Source organism: Paenibacillus kribbensis, assembly GCF_002240415.1.
GTDB lineage: Bacteria > Bacillota > Bacilli > Paenibacillales > Paenibacillaceae > Paenibacillus > Paenibacillus kribbensis.
Genome location: NZ_CP020028.1, coordinates 509509 through 530799, shown reverse-complemented (window position 1 = coordinate 530799; position 21291 = coordinate 509509). Strand labels below are relative to the sequence as shown.

Sequence of the window (21291 nt, the reverse complement as noted above, 5' to 3'; positions counted from 1 at the left end):
GATTAAAGTCCTCCCCAAAATGCTTCTAGCCTTTATCTTCCTTACCTATTTTCCTTATCCCAGCAAAGCAACCAACAGCGCTTTTTGCGCATGCAGGCGATTTTCCGCTTCATCAAAAATGACTGAATTCGGACCGTCAATGACACCCGCACTCACTTCTTCCCCACGATGTGCAGGCAGACAGTGCAGGAACAAATAATCCGGTTTCGCCAGCTGGACCAGCTCCTCATTCACCTGGAAGTCGGCAAAAGCAAGCTCACGCTCCTTCTGCTCTTCCTCAAAGCCCATGCTCGCCCATACATCCGTATAAATTGCATCCGCATCCTTGACCGCTTCTTGCGGACTTTGGGTTATAACAATTTCACTCCCTGTCTGCTTGGCAATCTCACGGGAAGCTGCAACCACACTCGGGTCAGGCTCGTATCCCGCAGGACTTGCAATCGATACATGTACTCCGAGCTTCGCTCCGCCGATCAATAGAGAATGTGCCATATTGTTGCCATCCCCGATGTAAGCTAGTTTGAGTCCTTTTAGCTTGCCCTTTTGCTCATACAAAGTTTGGTAATCAGCCAGCACCTGACATGGATGCGCCAAATCGCTCAAGCCGTTGATCACAGGAACGGATGCATAACGTGCCAATTCTACGACATTATCGTGCCCAAAGGTACGAACCATAATGCCGTCCAGATAGCGTGACATGACTTGCGCCATGTCGCTAATAGGCTCGCCGCGTCCCAGTTGAATGTCATTTTTGCTCAGGAAAAGGGCATGCCCGCCCAATTGATACATACCGACTTCAAAGGATACCCGTGTACGTGTGGAGGATTTTTCGAAAATCAGTCCAAGTGTTTTCCCCTGTAGCGGCTGATAGGTTTCCCCGTTTTTGTGCTTACGCTTAATTTCGATGGCGAGATCAATTAAATACTGGATTTCCTCTGTAGAGTAGTCATCCAGCTCAAGGAAGTCCCGCCCCTTCAAATTCATCTGCTGCAGTGCGCCGCTCTGGCTCATGCTATCGTCTCCTTTTACACTTTAATTTGGATGATTTGCTCTTTAAAACTAAGCCACATGCTCCCGAATCAATTCAGCAATCAGTGTTACTGCCTGATCAATTTCATCCTTCGTTACATACAGGTTAGGCAACAGGCGAATCACGTTCGGTCCTGCTGTAATAAACAGAATCCCCTTCTTCTGTCCTGCCAAAACAAGCTCTGCTACCGGCTCCGCACACTCAATGCCGACCATCAGCCCTTTTCCGCGGATATCCTTTACAAAAGGAATATCTCCAAGCTGCTTTTGCAGGCTATGGAACAAATATTCGCCCATCTCAGCTGCACGTTCTGGCAGTTTGTCATCTATAATCGTTTCAATGGTCGCCTGAACCGCTGCCATCGCGAGCGGCGTACCACCAAAGGTGGAACCGTGGCTGCCCGCCGTGAACGCTTCACGCAAATATCCTTTGCCCAGCATCGCACCTACAGAAAAGCCACTGCCCAACCCCTTCGCCAATGTAAAGATATCCGGCTCTATGCCATAATGCTCGAAGGCAAACAGCTTACCTGTCCGTCCCATGCCTGTTTGCACCTCATCAATGATCAGCAGCAAGCCATGCTCGCGGCACAGCTTGGTAATCACATCTACAAAAGCAGGGTCTACCGGATACATGCCACCTTCAGCCTGCACCATTTCCAGCATAATGGCCGCCGTATTTTCACTGATTGCTGCTTCAAGCGCAGCCTGATCATGAAGTGGAACGCTTTTAAACCCGGCAGGAAGCGGCAAAAATCCTTCTTTAACTTTATCCTGACCGGTAGCGGTCAGGGTTGCCAGCGTCCGCCCGTGAAAGGATTGCGTGAACGTAATGACTTCGTAGCGGCCGTTCTGCTTCACCTTTTGGTGGTAACGACGCGCCAGCTTGATCGCAGCTTCATTCGCCTCCGCCCCGCTATTGCAGAAAAATACAGCATCCGCGCTGCTATTGGCAGTCAGCAAAGCTGCCGCCCGTTCCTGTCCTGGGATATGAAACAGATTGGATACATGCCACAGTTCATCAATCTGTTTTTTCAAGCGCTCGGCTACAGCCTGAGGGGCATGCCCGAGATTGGTAACGGCAATGCCTGACATGAAATCCAGATAACGCTTGCCCTGATCATCCCACAGCCAGCTTCCTTGACCTTTGACCAGTGACAGCGGATATCTTGCATAGGTTGGAAAAAGAGAGCTTTGCGGCTGCGCTTCTGCCGCTACCTTTTCCGTACGCACTCCGATTGCATCCGTATTTGGCAATTCCTCGCTCACCAGTGCATTAGACTCCTTACTCATTATGTTCACGCTCCTTTTTTCGTTTGGTTATAAAGGTTTCGGTACATGTCATGTCTCAATTACTGCATACGCACGATGCGTGTTCCTATCGATTCCCCGCCCAGCACACGGCTTAACACCTGCGGTTCACTGCCATTCACAATAACGACTTCCTTCACTTTTCCGTGGATGCAGGCAATAGCCGCCCTCACTTTTGGGATCATACCCCCGTAGATTTCACCCGTGCTGATCATATCTTCAATCTCCTGTACGGTGATGGAGTCCAGTACCTTCTTCTCGCTGCCACTCTTTTTCAATATCCCCGGCACATCGGTAACGACGATCATCCGACTGACCCCGAGGTGAGAAGCCACTGCACCCGCCGCTGTATCCGCATTAATGTTGTAACGCTGACCAGATCGATCAATGCCAATAGGTGCAATAACAGGCATGTAGTTCATATCCAGCACACCTGTAATAATCGAAGCTTGAACAGACGTTACCTCTCCGACCCAACCGACCTCTGCGGCATTCGGCACAGGCTTTGCTTCGATTAAATAGCCATCACTGCCTGACAAGCCCAATGCCCGCCCTCCGTGCATCCCTATTCTGCGTACAATCTGCTTGTTAATGCTGCCTGCCAGCACCATTTCCACGACATCCAGCACAGGTTCAGTCGTTTTACGCAATCCATTAATGAACTCCGTTTCGATTCCCAGCTTCGCCAAATTGTCAGAGATCGCGGGACCCCCGCCATGGACAATGACAGGCTGAAGTCCTTCCGACTGCAAACGGGCCAAGTCGTCAAAAAAGGAATCAGGCAACGCAGCCAGCGTACTTCCTCCGCATTTCATCACAAAATTACGACGTGCCACTCCGGCATGATTGGCTTGATCCGCCTGCTCCATTGCTGATTGCATATCATCTCTCCTTTTCTCCTCTGCACAGGTCCGTGCGATTTTAAAAAGACGCTAGATTTACACCCACTCATTGCTTATATCAACGAATGCCGTTGTTCAATTGGTGTTTATTCCTTGCATCTATGTCCGATATGCAGCGTTAATCCGCACATAATCATAAGTTAAATCACAGCCCCAGGCTGTAGCAGTTCCGTTCCCATGATGCAAATCAACGATAATTCGCACCGTATCTCCACGTAAATAGGAAAGCGCCTCGGCTTCATCAAAAGCGACCGGACTGGATTGACTCAGCACGATAATATCACCCAGGCGGATGTCTACCGTATCTGGATTCACCGGCTCTCCGGCGCGCCCGACGGCTGCAATAATGCGTCCCCAGTTGGCGTCTGCACCGAAAACAGCTGATTTCACCAAACTGGACCCGATCACCGTCTTGGCTATCGCCTGGGCAGACGCATCGCTTACCGCCCCGCTCACCGACACCTCTACTAGCTTCGTAGCACCTTCTCCATCGCGAGCAATCGCCTTCGCCAGCTCCTGGCAGATATAGGTGAACGCCTCGGCAAAAGCCTCCCAATCGGGATGGCCTGCATCCAACTCGCGGTTGCCCGCCAGCCCGCTTGCCATAGCGATCAGCATATCGTTCGTACTTGTATCGCCATCCACTGTAATCATATTAAAGCTGTTATCCGTCGCCTGCTTTAGGAGCTGATGAAGCGCTGCCTGCCCGATGGCTGCGTCACAGGTCATAAAGGCCAGCATCGTTGCCATATTCGGATGAATCATGCCCGAGCCCTTCGCTGCCCCGGCGATGTGCACCGTCACGCCATCCACTTCAACCGCCACGCACGCTTCCTTTTTCACCAAATCTGTCGTCAGGATGGCTTGGGTAAATTGCTCCGCTCCATCGCTTTCCCCGTTCACACGGTCAGGTAATGACGATATACCGCCAAGCACACGATCCATTTTCAAATGCTCGCCAATCACGCCAGTCGAAGCAACGGCTACATTACTCTCGGCTACACCGAGCTCTCGAGCCGCAGCCGCACGCATAGCGTAGGCATCCCGCTCCCCTTGCTGCCCTGTGCAAGCATTGGCATTCCCGCTATTCACCACTACCGCCTGCAATCGGCCATCTACCAGGCTCTCGCGGGTCACCTTCAGCGGTGCAGCCTGAAACACATTGGTGGTATACACCGCAGCAGCTGTCGCCTCTACCTCGCAACGAATGGCGCCAATATCGTTGCGATCCGTATTTTTCAATCCGCAGTGCAGTCCCCCGGCTGTAAAGCCACGCGGAGTTACGATGCTGCCCCCGTTTACTACTGTAAACCCTACTTTACTCATACTCATAATTATGTGCCCTCGTTCGCAACCTATGGGATGAATGACAGCTAAGCTTGCGTTCCCAAACCTGCCTTCCGTCGTTCCCCGCAACCTGTTGCGGTTACTTGCTTACTTACGGATATACCGGTATGAAGCCGAGCCCGAGGTTCTCCTCCCATCCCATCATCAAATTTAAATTCTGAATCGCCTGTCCGGCAGCACCCTTCACCACATTATCAATGACAGAAATAATCGTAAGGCGCCCGGTTCGGGCATCCGCTGCAAAACCGATATCACAATAATTCGAGCCAAATACTTCCTTCGTCGCTGGCCATACACCTTCGCCACGTACACGGACAAAAGGATGGTCTTTATAGTAGTCTCGGTATAGCCCGATAAGATCCTGATCCGTATGGTCACCTTTCAGCGTGACATAGATTGTACTCATAATCCCCCGGGTCATAGGCACAAGCTGTGTCGTAAACGTGACCGTAACATCCTCGCCCGCAATATCGCCCAGAACCTGTTCGATCTCAGGGATATGCTGGTGCTTATTCACCTTATAAGCCTTAAAGTTCTCGTTCATTTCCGCATAATGCGAAACAAGACTTGTTCCCCGTCCAGAGCCGGATACCCCGGATTTGGCATCCACAATCAGCGTCCGATGGTCGATCCAATCCGCTTGAAGGGCAGGGATAATCCCGAGCAAAGTTGCCGTCGGATAGCAGCCTGGATTAGAAATAAAAGAAACACCCGCAAGCTTTTCTGCATACACCTCACTGAGTCCATATACCGCTTGCTTGAGATATTCGGAGGAAGCGGCAGGCTTTTTATACCATGCTTCATACGTTTCCCCGCTTCGGAGCCTGAAGTCCCCGGACAGATCAATGACCTTTAGTCCGGCATCCAGAAGCTGCGGTACCAGTTGGGTACTAACACCCGATGGCGTAGCTGTAAAAACCAGATCGGCCTTGGCAGCAATTTCGTGGATATCAACACCGTCCAAATCCTGCACCACGATGTCCGTCAGATGTGGAAACCCGTCACTGATCGGGACACCCGCGCTGGACGAAGATATAACAGATACAATCTCTACCTGCGGATGATGAACCAAAAAACGAATGAGCTCCACCCCGCCATACCCGGTGGAACCGACAATTGCCACTTTTAGCTTGCTGCTCACAGACCTTCCTCCATTCCGTTCCTATGAAATATGTATTATTATACGACTCTATTCATATAAATACAACACACTCATGTAATGTTTTACCGCAAATTTAAAATTGCCGCTCCTGCCTATTCTTTTGACGGACAAGCTATGCAGGACTATAAACAAAGAAATAAAGTAACAACAAAAACCCCCCGTCTGATAAGACGGGGGGTTCCGGCAGGTCACTCCTGTTTTTAGCTTTCCTTTTTAAAGCCTTCTCCCAGCACTTCACGCGTGTTGCTAATGATCACAAAAGCTTCCGGATCTACCAAGCGGACGAGCGTTTTGAGACGAGTTACCTCGTTTTGCCCGACCACAACCATAAGTACAGGGCGTTCCTCATTCGTATAACCCCCACGTCCTGCCAGCTCTGTCAATCCCCGATCCAAGTCCTGCAATATGGCCTGTGTGATCGTTTCCTTTTGATTGGATATAATGTAGGCCACCTTTGAGTAGCTTAGCCCCATTTCCACAGCATCAATGACCTTGCCTGTTACAAACAGCCCAATCAATGCATACAATGCCCGCTCCGGGGACAGGGTAAAGCCAGCCAATGTAATGACCGTGCCATCCATTAGCATGACACAGAGAGAAAGGCTAAAGCCCGTATATTTATGAATAATTTGCGCCAAAATAGCCAGCCCGCCCGTCGAGCCTCTGCCCCGAAATACGGTGCCCAATCCCAAACCCACTCCGATCCCGCCATACAGCGAAGCCAGCAGCGGATTCGTTGTCGGAACCGCCCAATCCTTGGTCACATACACGAATAGCGGCAGCATAATACTCCCCAGCAGAGAGCGCAGTCCATACTTTTTTCCTAACAGCAGCACCCCTGCTATGAATAGGGGAATATTCATACTCCATTGCGTATAGGCCGGTTCTAGACCAAACAGTTCCTCGCCCACGATAGACAGACCCGATACCCCACCGGACGCAATCCGGTTTGGAAGCAGGAACATATTGAAGGTCAGTGCTGTAATGAAGGACCCGAGTATTATCAGCAAAATATCCGTTACATTACGTACGGGGCCGCTGGCGGCAATCCAAGGCTTGCGGCGTCTTCGACGAGCAACGGGAGGATTCAATTGAGACATAAGTTCATGTGCTCCTTTAGTTCAAAATACCGTATACACAAAAATTCCTACAGTCCGCAGGCACCCGGTCCACGGTTCTGTAGGAAAACATACAGGCTATTATTCTGCGTCCAGCTTAATTTGACTGCGCAGGTAACCGTCGATGAACGAATCGAGATCGCCATCCATAACAGCTCCCACGTTGCCTGTTTCCACGCTGGTACGATGATCTTTGACCATACTGTACGGATGGAACACGTAGGAGCGAATTTGGCTCCCCCATGCAATATCAGACTGTTCTCCACGGATCTCGTCCAATTGCTGCTGTTGTTCTTCAATCTTGCGCTCGTAGAGCTTGGAACGAAGCATCGTCATCGCACGTTCACGGTTCTTGATCTGAGAACGTTCATTTTGACAAGTCACGACAATACCGGTAGGCAAATGCGTAATCCGAACAGCTGAGTCGGTCGTATTAATATGCTGACCACCCGCGCCGCTGGCCCGGTACGTATCAATTTTAAGATCCTCCGTGCGAATCTCAATATCCACATCATCCGCAATTTCCGGTACCACATCACAGGATACGAACGATGTATGCCGACGACCGGAGGAATCAAATGGAGAGATGCGAACAAGCCGATGCACGCCTTTCTCCGCTTTAAGATAACCGTAGGCGTTATAACCTTTGATCAACAGGGTTACACTCTTGATCCCCGCTTCATCACCTGCCAGATAATCCAGGGTTTCCACCTTGAAGCCCCGTTTTTCTGCCCAGCGTGTATACATACGCAGCAGCATTTGGCCCCAGTCCTGGGACTCGGTACCGCCTGCTCCCGGATGCAGCTCCAGAATAGCATTAAGCTTGTCATATGGCTGATTTAAAAGCAACTGCAGTTCAAACTCCTGCAATTTGCCCAGCAGCGATCTGACACTGTTTTCAATTTCTCCAACCAGTGTTTCATCGCCTTCCTCATCAGCCAGCTCAGCCATCATGCCTGCGTCTTCATATTCCTGACGAAGCTGTTCATAGCTGTCCACAGAAGACTTAACAGCATTCATTTCGGCAATTACACCTTGGGCCTTTTCGTTATCATCCCAAAAATCAGGCGCAGCCATCTTTTCCTCAAAGTTCGCGATCATTTCCTGTTTGAGATCTAAGTCAAAGAGACCCCCTAAGGTTTGTTAGTTTCTTGCCTATTTCTCGTAAATCATGTTTTACACTTGCATCAATCATGATGTCATTCTCCTTTAATATGTGGTTAGGGGGAGTAAAAGCGTTGTGAGTTACGGCTGGGTGGGAGAAGAGACGCTACGCGAATGATTTGATCTTACGATCGCTGTTGCAGCGAGATGCCCTGATTGAAATAACACATTTACAGGTGGGCATCTAACTGCAAAGGCGAACGTTGGCGCTTCTCCAGATTCAAATCCTCCGCTTCGCTACCGACCGCCGTAAAGTCAAACTGCTTTTAAATAACCAGCTCTGGTATGTGAGCCGAGTCAAGAGTTGAATTAACTGACAAATAAGCAGGGGCCTGCTTTTTTGTCATAATTATAGAGATAGGAACAACCCTTTCAAGAAAAAATTATTCAACCGAATCCTCCAACAAAAGAGCTATCCGTTGAAAACATCAGTGTCGTCCCCTGTATGGCACAAAATGGCCGACGGTCAGTGAATGTACTGCCGTCTGCCATTATATGCATTGCACGGAATGGTGTATCTCTATAGCTATCCCTTAATTCAAATCATTATCTTCTGCGTGGGCGAGCAGGGGCGGATTTCTTTTTAGGTGCAGCAGGTTCGCCACTTGTCGAGATTTTATCTTCATCAACGACAGCCTGACGCTCTTGGTTGGATTCAATTTGTGCTTTCATGATGTATGTCGATACTTCCTCTTGGATGCTGCCGATCATAGCATGGAACATTTCGAAGCCTTCAAATTGGTATTCACGTAGCGGATCAGTACCGCCGTAAGCACGCAAGTGAATGCCTTGACGCAATTGATCCATAGCATCAATATGATCCATCCATTTGCTATCAACTGCACGCAGTACGATAACCTTCTCGAACTCGCGTACCATTTCCTCGCCAATCATCTCTTCACGGCTGTGGTATCTGGCGGTAACTTTCTCGAAGATCATTTCTACCATCTCTTCTCTTTCCTTGCCCCACAGATCGTCACGAGTCAGTGTATTTTCCTCAAGCAGGTTGTTATTCACATACTCTGCAACTTCTTCAAGCTCCCAGTTTTCAGGAATGTCATCCCCGCAATGAGCTTCCACCACACGCTCAATGACAGGCTTGATCATATCAAACACAATTTCCTTAATATTCTCTGATTCCAGCACTTTACGGCGCTGTTTGTAGATAATAGCACGCTGCTGGTTCATAACATCATCATACTGAAGAACGACTTTACGCTGATCAAAGTTGTTGCCTTCGACGCGTTTTTGCGCTGATTCAATAGCACGTGTAATCATGCGGCTCTCGATTGGCTGGTCTTCTTCAAAGCCCAAGCGCTCCATCATATTCAGTACGTTATCCGCACCAAAGCGCTTCATCAATTCATCGCCGAGTGACAAGTAAAACTGTGTGGACCCTGGATCGCCCTGACGTCCTGCACGTCCGCGAAGCTGATTATCAATACGGCGGGATTCATGACGCTCTGTACCAATGATATGCAATCCACCGAGTTCTGGTACGCCTTCGCCCAATACGATATCAGTACCACGTCCTGCCATATTGGTAGCGATAGTAACTGCGCCAGCTTCACCTGCGTGGGAAATAATCTCCGCTTCCTCAGCGTGATACTTGGCGTTAAGCACCTTATGACGAACGCCTTTGCGTTTCAGCATCTCAGAAAGCAGCTCCGAGTTTTCAATAGAAACCGTACCTACCAATACCGGCTGATTCTTTTTGTTACGCTCCAGAATTTCATCCACCACTGCATGGAATTTACCTTTTACGCTCTTGTATACAACGTCAGGCATATCTACACGCTGGTTAGGTCGATTCGTTGGAATCTGGAGTACTTCCAGACCATAGATTTTTTTAAATTCTTCTTCTTCTGTTTTCGCTGTACCCGTCATACCCGCCAATTTACGGTACATACGGAAGTAGTTTTGGAATGTAATCGTCGCCAGCGTCATGCTTTCATTTTGTACAATGATGTTTTCCTTGGCTTCAATGGCCTGATGCAAACCATCACTGTAGCGACGTCCAGCCATCAGACGGCCTGTGAACTCATCGACAATCAGGACTTCACCGTCAGCTACGACATAATCCACATCCAGGCGCATAATAGCGTTAGCCTTCAATGCCTGTACAATGTGATGGTTGATCGTCACACTTTCCTGATCGTACAGATTTTCCAGTCCGAAGAAATTTTCAGCCTTGGATACGCCGTTTTCGGTCAAGGCAACCGACTTCACCTTAATATCCAGCGTGTAATCTTCTTCAACATTCAGGCTCTTCACAAAACGGTCAGCTGCAAAATACAGTTCTGTCGATTTTTGAGCTTGTCCTGAAATAATCAATGGTGTACGAGCTTCATCGACGAGAATGGAATCCACTTCATCAATGATACAGAAGTACAATGGCCGCTGTACCATCTGCTCTTTGTAAAGCACCATATTATCGCGCAGATAATCAAATCCAAACTCATTATTCGTACCGTACGTGATGTCACAGGCGTAAGCTTCCTGCTTGGCGGCATGATCCATGTTCGCCAAATTCAGCCCTACAGTCATCCCCAGGAAGTTATAGATTTGTCCCATTTCTCCGCTGTCACGCTGTGCCAAATAGTCGTTGACCGTAACCACGTGCACGCCTTTGCCCAGCAAAGCATTCAAATAAACCGGCAACGTACCTACCAATGTTTTACCTTCACCGGTTTTCATTTCGGCAATTTTACCTTCATGCAGCGCAATACCGCCCAGCATCTGGACATCATAATGGCGTTTGCCCAGCACCCGCTTGGACGCTTCACGAATGGTCGCAAAAGCTTCCGGCAGAATTTCTTCAGCCGTAGTACCTTGTTCAATCCGCTCTCTAAACTCCACCGTCTTCGCTTTCAGTTCCTCATCCGAGAGCTTCTCAAAATCCGGCTCTATTTTATTGATCAGTTCAACCGTCTTCATTAAACGCTTGACGTCACGTTCATTTGTATCACCAAAAATTTTCTTGACAATTCCTAGCATGGTTTACCCCTTTCACGCAAAACAATTAATTAATAGAATCAATTTCACAATAAGAAAGGGTCCATGATGAAATTGATTCCTGATATGTTTGACAGGCCCGGCTGTACCAGCCCATCGTGCGATGTTCTTTGCATAAATTGTAACAGTTTGTAGGACATGCCGCAACACAAGCAGCCTCAGGAATTGCATCCGGTTAAAGATACCAGAGCAATTGACGCAAGAAAGACACATATAAAAGAGCCTTACCCCGCCAGATTCGCAGGGATAAGGCTCGTCGTTATTATCATTTTCCCTAATATCCATAAAACATGATTGCATTAATAATGTACTATTCATTTTAAAATAAGATGAGCTTCTAACTCTACAAACTATTCCCGTTCGATCAGACCATACTTACCGTCATTGCGTTTGTAAACCACGCTGACCTCTTCGTTATCGATATTGGCAAATACGAAGAAATTATGTCCAACCATGTTCATTTGAAGAATAGCTTCTTCCACATCCATAGGCTTCAATAAGAAACGCTTGGTGCGAACGACCTCCAGCTCATCCAAGTCTGCATCCTCAGCTACAACCACGCTGCCTGCCGGATCTTCCACAAAAAGAGTTTTCAAACTGCCTTTTTGACGGAATTTTCGGTTTAGCTTGGTTTTGTTCTTGCGGATTTGCCGCTCAAGCTTGTCTACCACGGCATCAATGGACGCATACATGTCATCGCTTTCGTCTTCGGCACGGAGTACAAGCCCCGGCAAAGGAATGGTTACTTCTACAGTGTGCAAATCTCTGGTTGTGCTTAACGTTACACTTCCGTCAGACGTCGGGGGTGCATCGAAATACTTTTCAAGTCTGCTGAATTTCTTATCAACGTAGTCCTTCAAAGCGTCGGTAACCTCGATCTGTTGACCTCGTACTGTTAAGTTCATAGGGCACGCCTCCTTTGCCCCTTCAGTATAACACATATGTTAACGCCAAGTAAAAAAAACACCCAACATTTCGAAGCTATTTTACAAAATTCTTCATATTTCGATAAAACGCCTCTGGTAACGCCATCCTTTGAAAAAGTAATGTTTAATTATACGAAAGGATTATTACATCCAGCTTAGCTGGTTCTTCCCAGTCGAAGATCCTCCAAGTATAGCGGATTGGAAGAGATGGAAAGCAGGAGGCTAATCCATGGCTTTTATTCAGCGTTACGTAACGAACCAGACGGGATCTGTCACCTTTACCGGAAATACACTTGGGCTGGCACGTTCCAATTCGGCAGCCGTCACATTTCAAGTTTCTGTCGTCAGTCTGCCACAGCCGCCGCAAATTACGAATCAGTCGACCGTTAGCTTGATAAAAACTATCAATACCGTCAACGCGCAAATTGCTTCAACACTGCTCTATACACTAACGTTAACCAATACTGGCAATATCGCCGTTATACCTGTGCTGTCAGATAATATCCCGACTGGCTCTGAGCTACTGCATAACAACGTCGGTGTTAACGGCATCCTTGTCCCTGGGGCTTCACCGGTTACAGGTATTACATTTGGCTCGCTTGTTCCTTCCAGCAGTATCGTGGTGAGCTTCCAAACAGTCGTCTCATTTCTGCCAGCTCCACCTATATTGACCGACGTTGGGCAAGCGAACTTTTACTTACTCATCACCTGACGGTAGAGTACTGAGCGGTTCCATCACATCAAATACAGTCAATGTCACCATATCCGCACCCTAATATCCAGGCGACAAAAGCAACCAGTTTGGCAGCCGCTGTAGTCGGCGATACGATCAGATACACACTGAGCATCACGAATAGCGGTATAGATCTGGTCACAGATACCATTGTAACCGATACGATTCCGGCTGGAACCTCCTTTGTTCCAGACAGTGTGCTCATCGACGGCGTAGCCTTCCCTAATGCTTCTCCGGTTGCTGGAATTGCCATCGGTAATGTTGCACCTGGAAATACATTTGTCGCAAGCTTCCAGACGTCCGTGCAAACTTTGCTGTAGCCTCCACTGCTCACAGATATCGTAGCCGTTACGTTTACCAGTAGAACATTCACCGGCACTACCTTTTCCGATCCGCTTATCGTACCTGTATTCAATCCGCTTATTGCACTTACCAAAACGTCCAGCACGCTTACCGCCTCTGTCGGGGAGCCCCTTACCTATACGGTTCAACTTAACAACTTTGGCAACGTAACTACCGAAGCTACTTTGCAAAAGCCACCATCGAATACACCTCACGTCGTAGTGGAGGAGAGACCATCCAGGAAAGCACCCAAATCCAACACTATCGATGTGACCGCTATTGCAGCCATTCCCAAGCTTACACTTAGCTCCAGCGCTCTGCGTGTTGGGGAAGAGGGCAGCTTGTCCTTCACCGTCCATGTGGAAAACATCGGCAATACTCCGCTGGAGGAGCTACTGCTCACTGCACCATTCGCAGCCGAGGATTTCCTTTTATTGCGAACCGTTACCGTAAACTCTGGCCACTTCCGTATCCTAAGCTGCTTCAAGGTCTCCCATTGGGTCGCCTTGATCCCAACCATCAAGCCGTCATCGTCTTCTCCTTTGATATTGAAACCGCGCTCCGTCCTTATCTGATAGCCCAGGCTATCCTGCGCTATCAATTCCGTTATCCCGACGGACGCATAGAAAAACAATCTGCTTCCTCCAATACTATTTTTGTGGAGATGGCTAACTTTGACGGTTCTGTAGAATAATTTTTCATTACTCAGAGCTTCCTTACCACCGTGTAAGGGACTCTTTTTATGTTGGGGTTTCAGAAAATCCTTATGTATTTTGAAAACATAAAAAAGCCCTGGAATGCATTCCAGGGCAGTTGCTAGCGTGTTATCCATTGCTAACCATCTTACCAATTATGTAGGTCGGCTATGCCGGGGATGATTATAGTTTGGTTACGTTAGCGGCTTGTGGTCCACGTGCGCCTTCAACAATGTCGAACTCCACGTCTTGTCCTTCTTCAAGTGTTTTGAAGCCTTCTGTTTGAATTGCGGAAAAATGTACGAATACGTCGCCGCCTTCAGCAGTTTCAATGAAACCATAACCTTTTTCAGCGTTAAACCATTTTACTTTACCTTGCATGCACTAACATTCCCTTCGTCATCAAATGAAGTGAAGCTCTCGCCCACATTTCCGACTATACCACCCAAACTTATCCATTGTCAATTGGAATTGATAATGTTTTCATACATTTTTTTACCACAATTTAGGATCAAGTATTGATTTAATCAAGGCAGTATATGCAAAAATAAAGGAGCTCCTCAGCTCCTTTACCCCGTACAAATTTATTTGAAACAAAAAAATTAAATAGTTTTCTTCTATAATTAAATTACAGAAGAGCTCCATCACAGAAAATTCCGCAAGAGATATTTTTCCTGCTCATGCTCCATCCTCATATGAGACGACTATTCATGGTCATCATTAGAAGTTGGTCTCATATCAGATTTTTACTTTATTGGATTTTCTCCAGAAACTGATCTCGTATATCTGGCCCATATCTTACGAATCGCCTGGACTACATCCTGTACATCCTGATCTGTCATCTTAGGAAAAAGAGGGAGTGTTACTGCTGTCCGATAATATTCCTCAGCGTTCGGGCACAGTCCTTCCTCATATCCGAGGTGTTGGTAATAAGGCTGTAGGTAAACAGGAATGTAATGCACATTTACACCAATATTTTCAGACTGTAGCGCCTCAAATATCGTTTTCCGATCTGCTTTAAAATACTCCGGTAGCCAACGAATCACGTATAAGTGCCAGCTGGAGTGCGCCCCAGCAAGCTGTTCAGGAAGGACAATCCCGGTCAACTCACCCAAAGCTTCATTGTACGCCCGAGCGATCGTGCGACGCTTCTCTACAAATGCATTCAGCTTGTCCATTTGGGAATTCCCCAATGCAGCCTGGATATCTGTCATACGATAGTTATATCCCAGTTCCTGCATTTCGTAATACCAAGGGCCGTCGTTTTTTGTCATCTCCTGTGGGTCGCGTGTCATACCGTGGCTACGGAACAATAACAATTTTCGATAAAATTCCTCAGAATTCGTCGCAATGATGCCACCCTCGCCTGTCGTAATATGCTTGACCGGATGGAAACTGAACATGGTCATGTCCGCCCATGAACCTACTTTGCGCCCATGGTAATCCGCCCCCAAAGAGTGAGCCGCATCCTCAATGAACACCAGCCCACGGTCCCGGCACAACATCGATATCTTGTCGAGTTCAGCCGGCTGACCCGTAAAATCGACGGCTATGACCGCCCGAGTATGCTCGGTAATCCGCTCTGCAATCCGATCCGCATCAATGTTGTAGGTGTGCATATCAATGTCGGCGAACACCGGTGTTCCTCCCTGGTATAACACACAATTACTACTGGCGAGGAACGTAAGTGGTGTTGTGATAACCTCGTCGCCTTGTCCAATCCCAGCAGCAAAACAGGCTCCATGCAGTGCAGCAGTTCCGTTGGTGAACGCCACCGCATACTTGGCACCTACATACTCAGCAACCTTCGCCTCAAATTGCTGAATCGCAGGTCCCTGCGTAACAAACCCGCTACGGAGTACATCCACGACAGCTTGAATATCTTTATCGTCAATCCATTGCTGTCCATATGGCAGCAGTGTATCACGCACAGGTCCAGTTATTACATCATCGGACATTCGATTAACCCCCTCTATGCTTAAAACAAACTAGATCATGCCGCTCTCGCGAATCCAGACCGTCGTACGCCGGATACCTTCTTCCAAATTAATACGCGGTTCCCAACCAAGTAACTCCTTCGCCTTCGCCGAGTTACACAACAGCTTTTGAATCTCACTTTGCGGATGGATGTGTTCCACATGCTTGATACGGGACTGATCACCACTAATCAGAAATGCCAGATCGTTCACAGAAATATCCTGCCCCAATCCCGCATTGACAATCTGACCATTGACACGGTCGCTAAATCCAGCCTCCACGACGAAGCGAGCGCAATCCTCAACGTACAGAAGATCACGGGTTTGTGTGCCCTCCCCATAGATGTTAAGGTCTTTACCTTCCAAATGGTTTTTAATGAAAATTGCAACTACGCCGCCCTCGCCGCCTGTCTTTTGAAAAGGACCATACGTATTAAACGGGCGAATAACCACTGTCGGTAAACCATAAGCGAAATAGTAGGATAATACCATATTCTCAGCAGCTACCTTCGCTCCTGCATAAGGAGAAGCCGGCTTGGTCGGATGCAACTCATTAATGCCTTGATCGTCGCTACAGCGGTCATATACCATACATGTACTCATAAAAACTACCTTGGTTTGATGCTTGCGGCACTGCTCCAAGACTGCGAAGGTTCCCACCGTATCGTTATTAAAAGTAGTGCGTGGATCATCAATAGAATCCTGTACATTTATGGAAGCTCCCAAATGGTAGCAAATTTCAAAAGAATGCTCTTTGAACAATCGTTCCAACAGCACTTCATCCAAAATGCTTCCCCGGATGAATTCTTTAAAGCCGCTATATTCGACCAATTCCGACAAATTTTCTTCACGACCATTCGACAAATCGTCGACAATCCAAACCTGATGCCCATCCTCCAACAGACGCTTGGCAACCCAACGCCCAATGAAACCAGCGCCACCAGTGAGTAAAATGTTCATAAGTGCAACTCCTGTCTATTTCATTTTGTCGAGACTCTTCATAGTGTATAGCCTGATTGTACTTACTCTATAACCTGTGGCTCACAGGCACTTAAAATAACCCCCAGTTTACTGGCGTACCTTTAGGGGTATTCTCTTTCACTGATTTTCCAATAATTTCGTCTAGAAATTTTGTCGGCAATCCTAAGCCTGGACGAATTGCCTTAATATGCTCCCTAGTGATCATTTCACCCTTTTGGATGTCCTTGGCGATATAGAGAGACCTTCTATGCTTCAAAGACTCCTTTTCTCGTTCCGTTGCACCATATGTAATATGACCGATAGACTGCCAGGCACGTTCTGCTTCCGTCACCAGCGCAGCCATTTCTTCAGGCTCCATGGAAAAGGCTGAGTCCACTCCACCGTCAGCGCGGCGCAACGTAAAGTGCTTTTCAATTACCGTCGTCCCTAAAGCCACACTCGCCACCGACACGCCAACCCCCATTGTATGATCCGATATACCAACCTGGCAACCGAATAGTTGCTCCAAATGAGGAAGCGTCGCAATATTCGTATTGTCTGGCGATGCAGGGTAAGTACTTGTACATTTCAGTAAAACAATGTCCTTGGCGCCAGCCTCCTTCGCTGCACGAACTGATTCATCTAGTTCAGCCACCGACGCCATACCTGTTGAAATGATCAGTGGTTTGCCTGTTGCCGCAACCTTTCGAATTAATTGGATGTCCGTATTTTCAAAGGAAGCTATTTTATAAGCAGGCACTTTCAATGATTCAAGAAAGTCGACAGCTGATTCATCAAAAGGAGTGCTGAACGCCAAAATCCCCAACTCTGCACATTTATTGAAAATGGGTTCATGCCATTCCCATGGCGTATATGCTTCCTGATAAAGACTATACAACGAATTGCCTTTCCACAGACTGTTCGGGTCCTCAATGAAAAAGTCGCCCTCATGAATGTCCAACGTCATTGTATCTGCTGTATAAGTTTGGAGTTTGAGCGCATCCACTCCAGATGCTGCCGCAGCTTCCACGATGGCAAGCGCCCGATCGAGCGACTGATTATGATTACCAGACATTTCTGCTATTATAAAAGGCTTGTGTTTCTTACCGATCCAACGGTCTCCAATTTGGAATTCCACTATAATTCCCCCTTTAATATGGAAAGGATGGGATGTCTCCCGCTCCTTCTCTGCGTCTCCGTCAAAGCCAGAACCGCCCTGCTCTGCTCAGCTAGCAATTCGGGCTTATTTAGCAATTTCTCCAGTATATCTGTAACTTGTTCAGTCCTGACCTCCCCACTTGCCCCCATATACCATGCAAGCCCCCGTTTTGCTGCTTCCACAACAGTTGCCTTCTGATTTTCAGCCACGGTGATAATCACGGAAGGCACACCCATATAGCAGCGCTCCCACATAGAGATTCCACCTGCACCGATCGCCAAATCCACTGAGGCTAACAGCTCCGCCATATTCGAACAATTCTCATAAAACGTAACATGGTCAAAAGGAGAGAATGCTGCTCGCAGTTCTGGTACACGAGAGTTGGCTGGACCTGCAACTACAATAAAATGAAACTGTTTTCCGATTTCGCTTTCAACGACAGGCAGCATTTTCCCCAACTCATTTGTTGGATCACTTCCACCGAAATTAACAAGAATGCATTGACATTGTGTCCGAGCGACCACTTTTTCCGACAGACGGAAAAAGTCGTTCCGTAGCAATGCAAATTCCGGGCCCAATAGTTGAAGTGCATGCTCCGGCAGCAATCCGATATATCTTTTATCCATATCTGGATATAAGTTCTGGTCCAATAGTACGTCACAATCATGTGGCCGATTTGCCAGGTCATCAATCACCAAGATATTGCGGACATAAGGACGGAGCAATTGCTCCCAACGGGCATCTAAGCCATAATGGTCCACAATAAGCCAATCGCATTGTTCACCACCTACAGCTGCAGTCTCCTGGGCATCCCGATCCATCTCTAAGGGTTCCTCATCAGTTCCCGATAGACAGGAAAGACTAAAGCCTCTGCAGCAAATATCTTCAGCCAAAGCTTGCGGTATATCAGCATTACACACAAAGCGGATATCTGCTGGTATGTTATCCCGTATACTCAAGGCAAGGGTAATGCACCTCATCATATGCCCGATTCCCAGTCGAGAAGAGGCGTTTGCCCGTATCAAGATCTGCATTTTCATTGGGATACATCCCAAGCAGTCGTAGTCTCAAACAATTGGTCCAAAGTTTCCACTTCCACATCTGCATTATATTCCTCAGGCTTTACGGTATCCTTAAAATGCCCTCGACGAATTCGAATCGTGCGGTACCCTAAAGGCCGTATACCCACAAAGTCTTTGTTCGGATTATCTCCAATATATATAATATCGGACGGATCAACCTTTTCCGTTTGCGCGATGAGCTGGAAACAATAAGGAGAAGGTTTAGATCTATGTCTCCCGTATCGATAGGTGATATAGCATTTCCTCACCCGCTCTTCCAAACCTAGTGCTTTAATCTTGTTATATTGTACGACCTTGTTGCCATCCGTCACAATATAGATCGGGGAGCCTTCGACTGCCAGGCGCTTCAAAACCGCATCCGCATCAGGGGATAGTGTGATGTCCGGTCGATGAAGCCTATAAATCGATAGGCATTTCCTGATATTACGCCGTGTTGCCATCCCATAATGTTCAAGCACTCTGTCAAAGACCTTTCCTCTACCCTCTTGCTCCAGCACATCCCACATGATTGAGAAGGCCTCCTGTGAGTTTATACCAAATTGCTCGCTCAAGTAAGAAGCGACCGCCTGAAATCCGCTTCGAACAAAAGTAATTTCTTCGTACAAAGTATCATCAAGATCAAAAACAAAAACCTTCATAAGATTAGGTCCTCCGCATGCCGAACTAGCATTTTCTCATGCGCAGATCTATGAAAGAACAAGTCGTCAATTTGAGTCCCCTCGCTCTCCTTCAGAAACCAGAAAAAACTATCCAGCCCCATTGCTAATGATAGCGTCGACGCTCCCCCAAACCGACAGTTACACTCAATTAGATGCTGCCGTTTATCTCCATCCACTATAAGCTGGAAGATAACATGACCACGAAAGCGGAATTGCTCTGCAATCTGCTGACACAGTTCCTCTATTTCCGGGTAACGAACTGATGTCGTGATCTGTGACTCCCCATTCATCACCCAATTGCGTTGCCGAACAATGGCCCCCACAGCCTTACTTTCACCTGTCAAGAACACATCAACACTATACTCCATCCCTTGGATCAGAGGCTGAAATACCGGGTTTAGCATTCTTTTCGCATGCCTTTTAGTTTCATGGGGGCTAAGACCAATACCCGCATTGATTGAACCGGCCCCAAATCGCTCTTTTACCACATATTGTCCAACGTTATAGTAGGAGGATGTTGCTATAGCTTCAAGCTCTGTGAATGTTGGAATTACCGGATATCCCTGTTTCACCAGTACCTCATAAAAGCGTAACTTGTCCAAACATAGCTCTACTGCATCAACATCCGATATCATAACTCTAATGCCGGCCTTCTCTAGTTGTTGCCGCTGCTCTGCAAAATATAGTAATTCTCCGTCTCTGCTCGGAATGATTACTGAAATCTCTTGTGCATGACAGTAGCTGATAAGACTATCCACCGTCAAATCTTGTAAAGAAGGACAAAGCCAGAATACATCAACCACATACTGCCCTAAACAGCTAGCACTAATATCCGCTCCATACAACTTGGCCCCTGGACGGGCACGATGCAGGGCATCCCTTACCGCTTTAATCATAGGCACCTTCTGACTGATACTCATGATCATGACATTCATACCGCAAACCTCGCTTTATCAGTCATCACTTTATTACTCGCCTAGCTTTTTTTGCTTTACCTCCGCATTGATCAGCGCCAGTTCAGGTTGACGCTCAAGTAGCGAAAGTATCTCGTTCCAATGGAAAATGTTTCCTGTATATAACTCCCCATAAATCCTGGAAATCAACTCCCAATCCTCGGGGGTATCTAACGTCAACCTGTATCGACTAAAATCTGTGCTGCTGCTGTATGCATGGATATGAAATAAATCAGGATGCTGGTAAATGTAGGGTGTAACGTGCTCGTATTCATATTCTTTCGTGGCATGAAAATACGATCGGCTTAAAGCATCAAAGGTAAACACTTCTGTATCCAGTCCCCGTGCAAAAGTACCACTTAAACCACTGCTAGAATAATCTAAATCATTGTCCAAAAAATGAGTAATGACTTTATCGGAAATAAGTGGGTCTAAAAGAGGACAATCCGACGTAATTCGCACAACAACATCTGCTTTTACTTCCTTTGCCGCTTCATAGTAACGGCTGAGGACATTCGCCCGGCTTCCCCTGAAATAGTTTACCCCGTAATGGCTTGCCTCCTGACAAATATGGTCATCCTCCGTCTCCGTGGTCGTAGCCACGATGACCTGGTTCAAGGTAGGAATTGCAAGTACCCTATTAATCACATGTCCCAGAACTGTCTGATCCCCTAGTTTGTTCATAACCTTGCCAGGAAGACGCGTAGATCCCATACGGGCTTGGATAATGGCAGTAATATTCATGAATATTCGCCTTT

Annotated in this window: 20 protein-coding genes and 1 pseudogene; 3 read left to right on the top strand and 18 right to left on the bottom strand. The window is 47.4% G+C overall.

Annotated elements, in window-relative coordinates; translation table 11 throughout:
• Window positions 1-54: 54 nt before the first annotated feature.
• The 9 genes from argF to hpf form a co-directional block, all read right to left on the bottom strand.
• Window positions 55-1011 carry an ornithine carbamoyltransferase gene (gene argF, locus B4V02_RS02365; protein ID WP_094153629.1) on the bottom strand — a complete coding sequence of 319 codons (957 nt, stop codon included), beginning with the start codon at window positions 1009-1011 and terminating at the stop codon, window positions 55-57.
• A gap of 48 nt (window positions 1012-1059) precedes the next feature.
• Complete coding sequence (locus B4V02_RS02360) at window positions 1060-2322, bottom strand: acetylornithine transaminase (RefSeq protein WP_094153628.1); 1263 nt, start codon at window positions 2320-2322, stop codon at window positions 1060-1062.
• A 59-nt stretch (window positions 2323-2381) separates the two neighbouring features.
• Window positions 2382-3221: an acetylglutamate kinase gene (gene argB, locus B4V02_RS02355; RefSeq protein WP_094153627.1), complete on the bottom strand. Its 840-nt coding sequence runs from the start codon at window positions 3219-3221 to the stop codon at window positions 2382-2384.
• A 120-nt stretch (window positions 3222-3341) separates the two neighbouring features.
• Window positions 3342-4568 (bottom strand): bifunctional glutamate N-acetyltransferase/amino-acid acetyltransferase ArgJ, encoded by a 1227-nt coding sequence (gene argJ / locus B4V02_RS02350; protein ID WP_094156924.1) that lies wholly within the window; start codon window positions 4566-4568, stop codon window positions 3342-3344.
• A 112-nt stretch (window positions 4569-4680) separates the two neighbouring features.
• Window positions 4681-5730 carry an N-acetyl-gamma-glutamyl-phosphate reductase gene (gene argC / locus B4V02_RS02345; RefSeq protein WP_094153626.1) on the bottom strand — a complete coding sequence of 350 codons (1050 nt, stop codon included), beginning with the start codon at window positions 5728-5730 and terminating at the stop codon, window positions 4681-4683.
• Between the two features lie 221 nt (window positions 5731-5951).
• Window positions 5952-6851, bottom strand: a complete 900-nt coding sequence (locus B4V02_RS02340; protein WP_094153625.1) for a YitT family protein — start codon at window positions 6849-6851, stop codon at window positions 5952-5954.
• Between the two features lie 99 nt (window positions 6852-6950).
• Window positions 6951-8064, bottom strand: a protein-coding gene (gene prfB, locus B4V02_RS02335) for a peptide chain release factor 2 (RefSeq protein WP_157739697.1) whose coding sequence is annotated in 2 segments (ribosomal slippage) — window positions 6951-7991 and window positions 7993-8064 — 1113 coding nt in all. Because the reading frame shifts where the segments join, the coding sequence is not laid out codon by codon here.
• Between the two features lie 515 nt (window positions 8065-8579).
• Window positions 8580-11030 carry a preprotein translocase subunit SecA gene (secA, locus tag B4V02_RS02330; RefSeq protein WP_094153623.1) on the bottom strand — a complete coding sequence of 817 codons (2451 nt, stop codon included), beginning with the start codon at window positions 11028-11030 and terminating at the stop codon, window positions 8580-8582.
• A gap of 368 nt (window positions 11031-11398) precedes the next feature.
• Complete coding sequence (hpf, locus tag B4V02_RS02325; protein WP_007432680.1) at window positions 11399-11953, bottom strand: ribosome hibernation-promoting factor, HPF/YfiA family; 555 nt, start codon at window positions 11951-11953, stop codon at window positions 11399-11401.
• Window positions 11954-12203: 250 nt separating this feature from the next.
• On the opposite strand from hpf, the gene B4V02_RS26435 reads away from it, so the two are divergent.
• The 3 genes and pseudogenes from B4V02_RS26435 to B4V02_RS27075 form a co-directional block, all read left to right on the top strand.
• The gene (locus B4V02_RS26435) at window positions 12204-12686 is read left to right on the top strand and encodes a DUF11 domain-containing protein (RefSeq protein WP_094153622.1); all 483 of its coding nucleotides are present in this window, start codon (window positions 12204-12206) and stop codon (window positions 12684-12686) included.
• A gap of 41 nt (window positions 12687-12727) precedes the next feature.
• Entirely contained in the window at window positions 12728-13027 is a 300-nt protein-coding gene (locus B4V02_RS26430) for a DUF11 domain-containing protein (RefSeq protein ID WP_094153621.1), read from the top strand.
• 6 nt (window positions 13028-13033) lie between these two features.
• Window positions 13034-13186 (top strand): annotated as a pseudogene (locus B4V02_RS27075) (hypothetical protein); the annotation flags it as partial.
• A gap of 74 nt (window positions 13187-13260) precedes the next feature.
• Here B4V02_RS27075 and B4V02_RS26420 read toward each other — a convergent pair.
• The 9 genes from B4V02_RS26420 to B4V02_RS02270 form a co-directional block, all read right to left on the bottom strand.
• Window positions 13261-13683: a hypothetical protein gene (locus B4V02_RS26420; RefSeq protein WP_244188438.1), complete on the bottom strand. Its 423-nt coding sequence runs from the start codon at window positions 13681-13683 to the stop codon at window positions 13261-13263.
• A 244-nt stretch (window positions 13684-13927) separates the two neighbouring features.
• Window positions 13928-14125, bottom strand: coding sequence for a cold shock domain-containing protein (locus B4V02_RS02305; protein WP_007432685.1), 198 nt, complete (start codon window positions 14123-14125; stop codon window positions 13928-13930).
• Between the two features lie 365 nt (window positions 14126-14490).
• On the bottom strand, window positions 14491-15702 hold the full coding sequence (gene pseC / locus B4V02_RS02300) for a UDP-4-amino-4,6-dideoxy-N-acetyl-beta-L-altrosamine transaminase (protein WP_094153620.1): 1212 nt from the start codon (window positions 15700-15702) through the stop codon (window positions 14491-14493).
• Window positions 15703-15732: 30 nt separating this feature from the next.
• The gene (locus B4V02_RS02295; RefSeq protein ID WP_094153619.1) at window positions 15733-16680 is read right to left on the bottom strand and encodes a dTDP-glucose 4,6-dehydratase; all 948 of its coding nucleotides are present in this window, start codon (window positions 16678-16680) and stop codon (window positions 15733-15735) included.
• Window positions 16681-16771: 91 nt separating this feature from the next.
• Window positions 16772-17818 (bottom strand): pseudaminic acid synthase, encoded by a 1047-nt coding sequence (pseI, locus tag B4V02_RS02290; RefSeq protein ID WP_007432688.1) that lies wholly within the window; start codon window positions 17816-17818, stop codon window positions 16772-16774.
• Window positions 17818-18879, bottom strand: coding sequence for a UDP-2,4-diacetamido-2,4,6-trideoxy-beta-L-altropyranose hydrolase (gene pseG, locus B4V02_RS02285; RefSeq protein ID WP_094153618.1), 1062 nt, complete (start codon window positions 18877-18879; stop codon window positions 17818-17820). Before pseG ends, pseI begins: the two co-directional genes overlap by 1 nt.
• Complete coding sequence (locus B4V02_RS02280; RefSeq protein ID WP_094153617.1) at window positions 18876-19559, bottom strand: HAD family hydrolase; 684 nt, start codon at window positions 19557-19559, stop codon at window positions 18876-18878. The genes pseG and B4V02_RS02280 overlap by 4 nt, the downstream gene beginning before the upstream one ends.
• Entirely contained in the window at window positions 19556-20500 is a 945-nt protein-coding gene (locus B4V02_RS02275) for an ATP-grasp domain-containing protein (protein WP_244188437.1), read from the bottom strand. Before B4V02_RS02275 ends, B4V02_RS02280 begins: the two co-directional genes overlap by 4 nt.
• A 48-nt stretch (window positions 20501-20548) precedes the next feature.
• Window positions 20549-21277: a cytidylyltransferase domain-containing protein gene (locus B4V02_RS02270; RefSeq protein ID WP_094153615.1), complete on the bottom strand. Its 729-nt coding sequence runs from the start codon at window positions 21275-21277 to the stop codon at window positions 20549-20551.
• Window positions 21278-21291 lie beyond the last annotated feature (14 nt).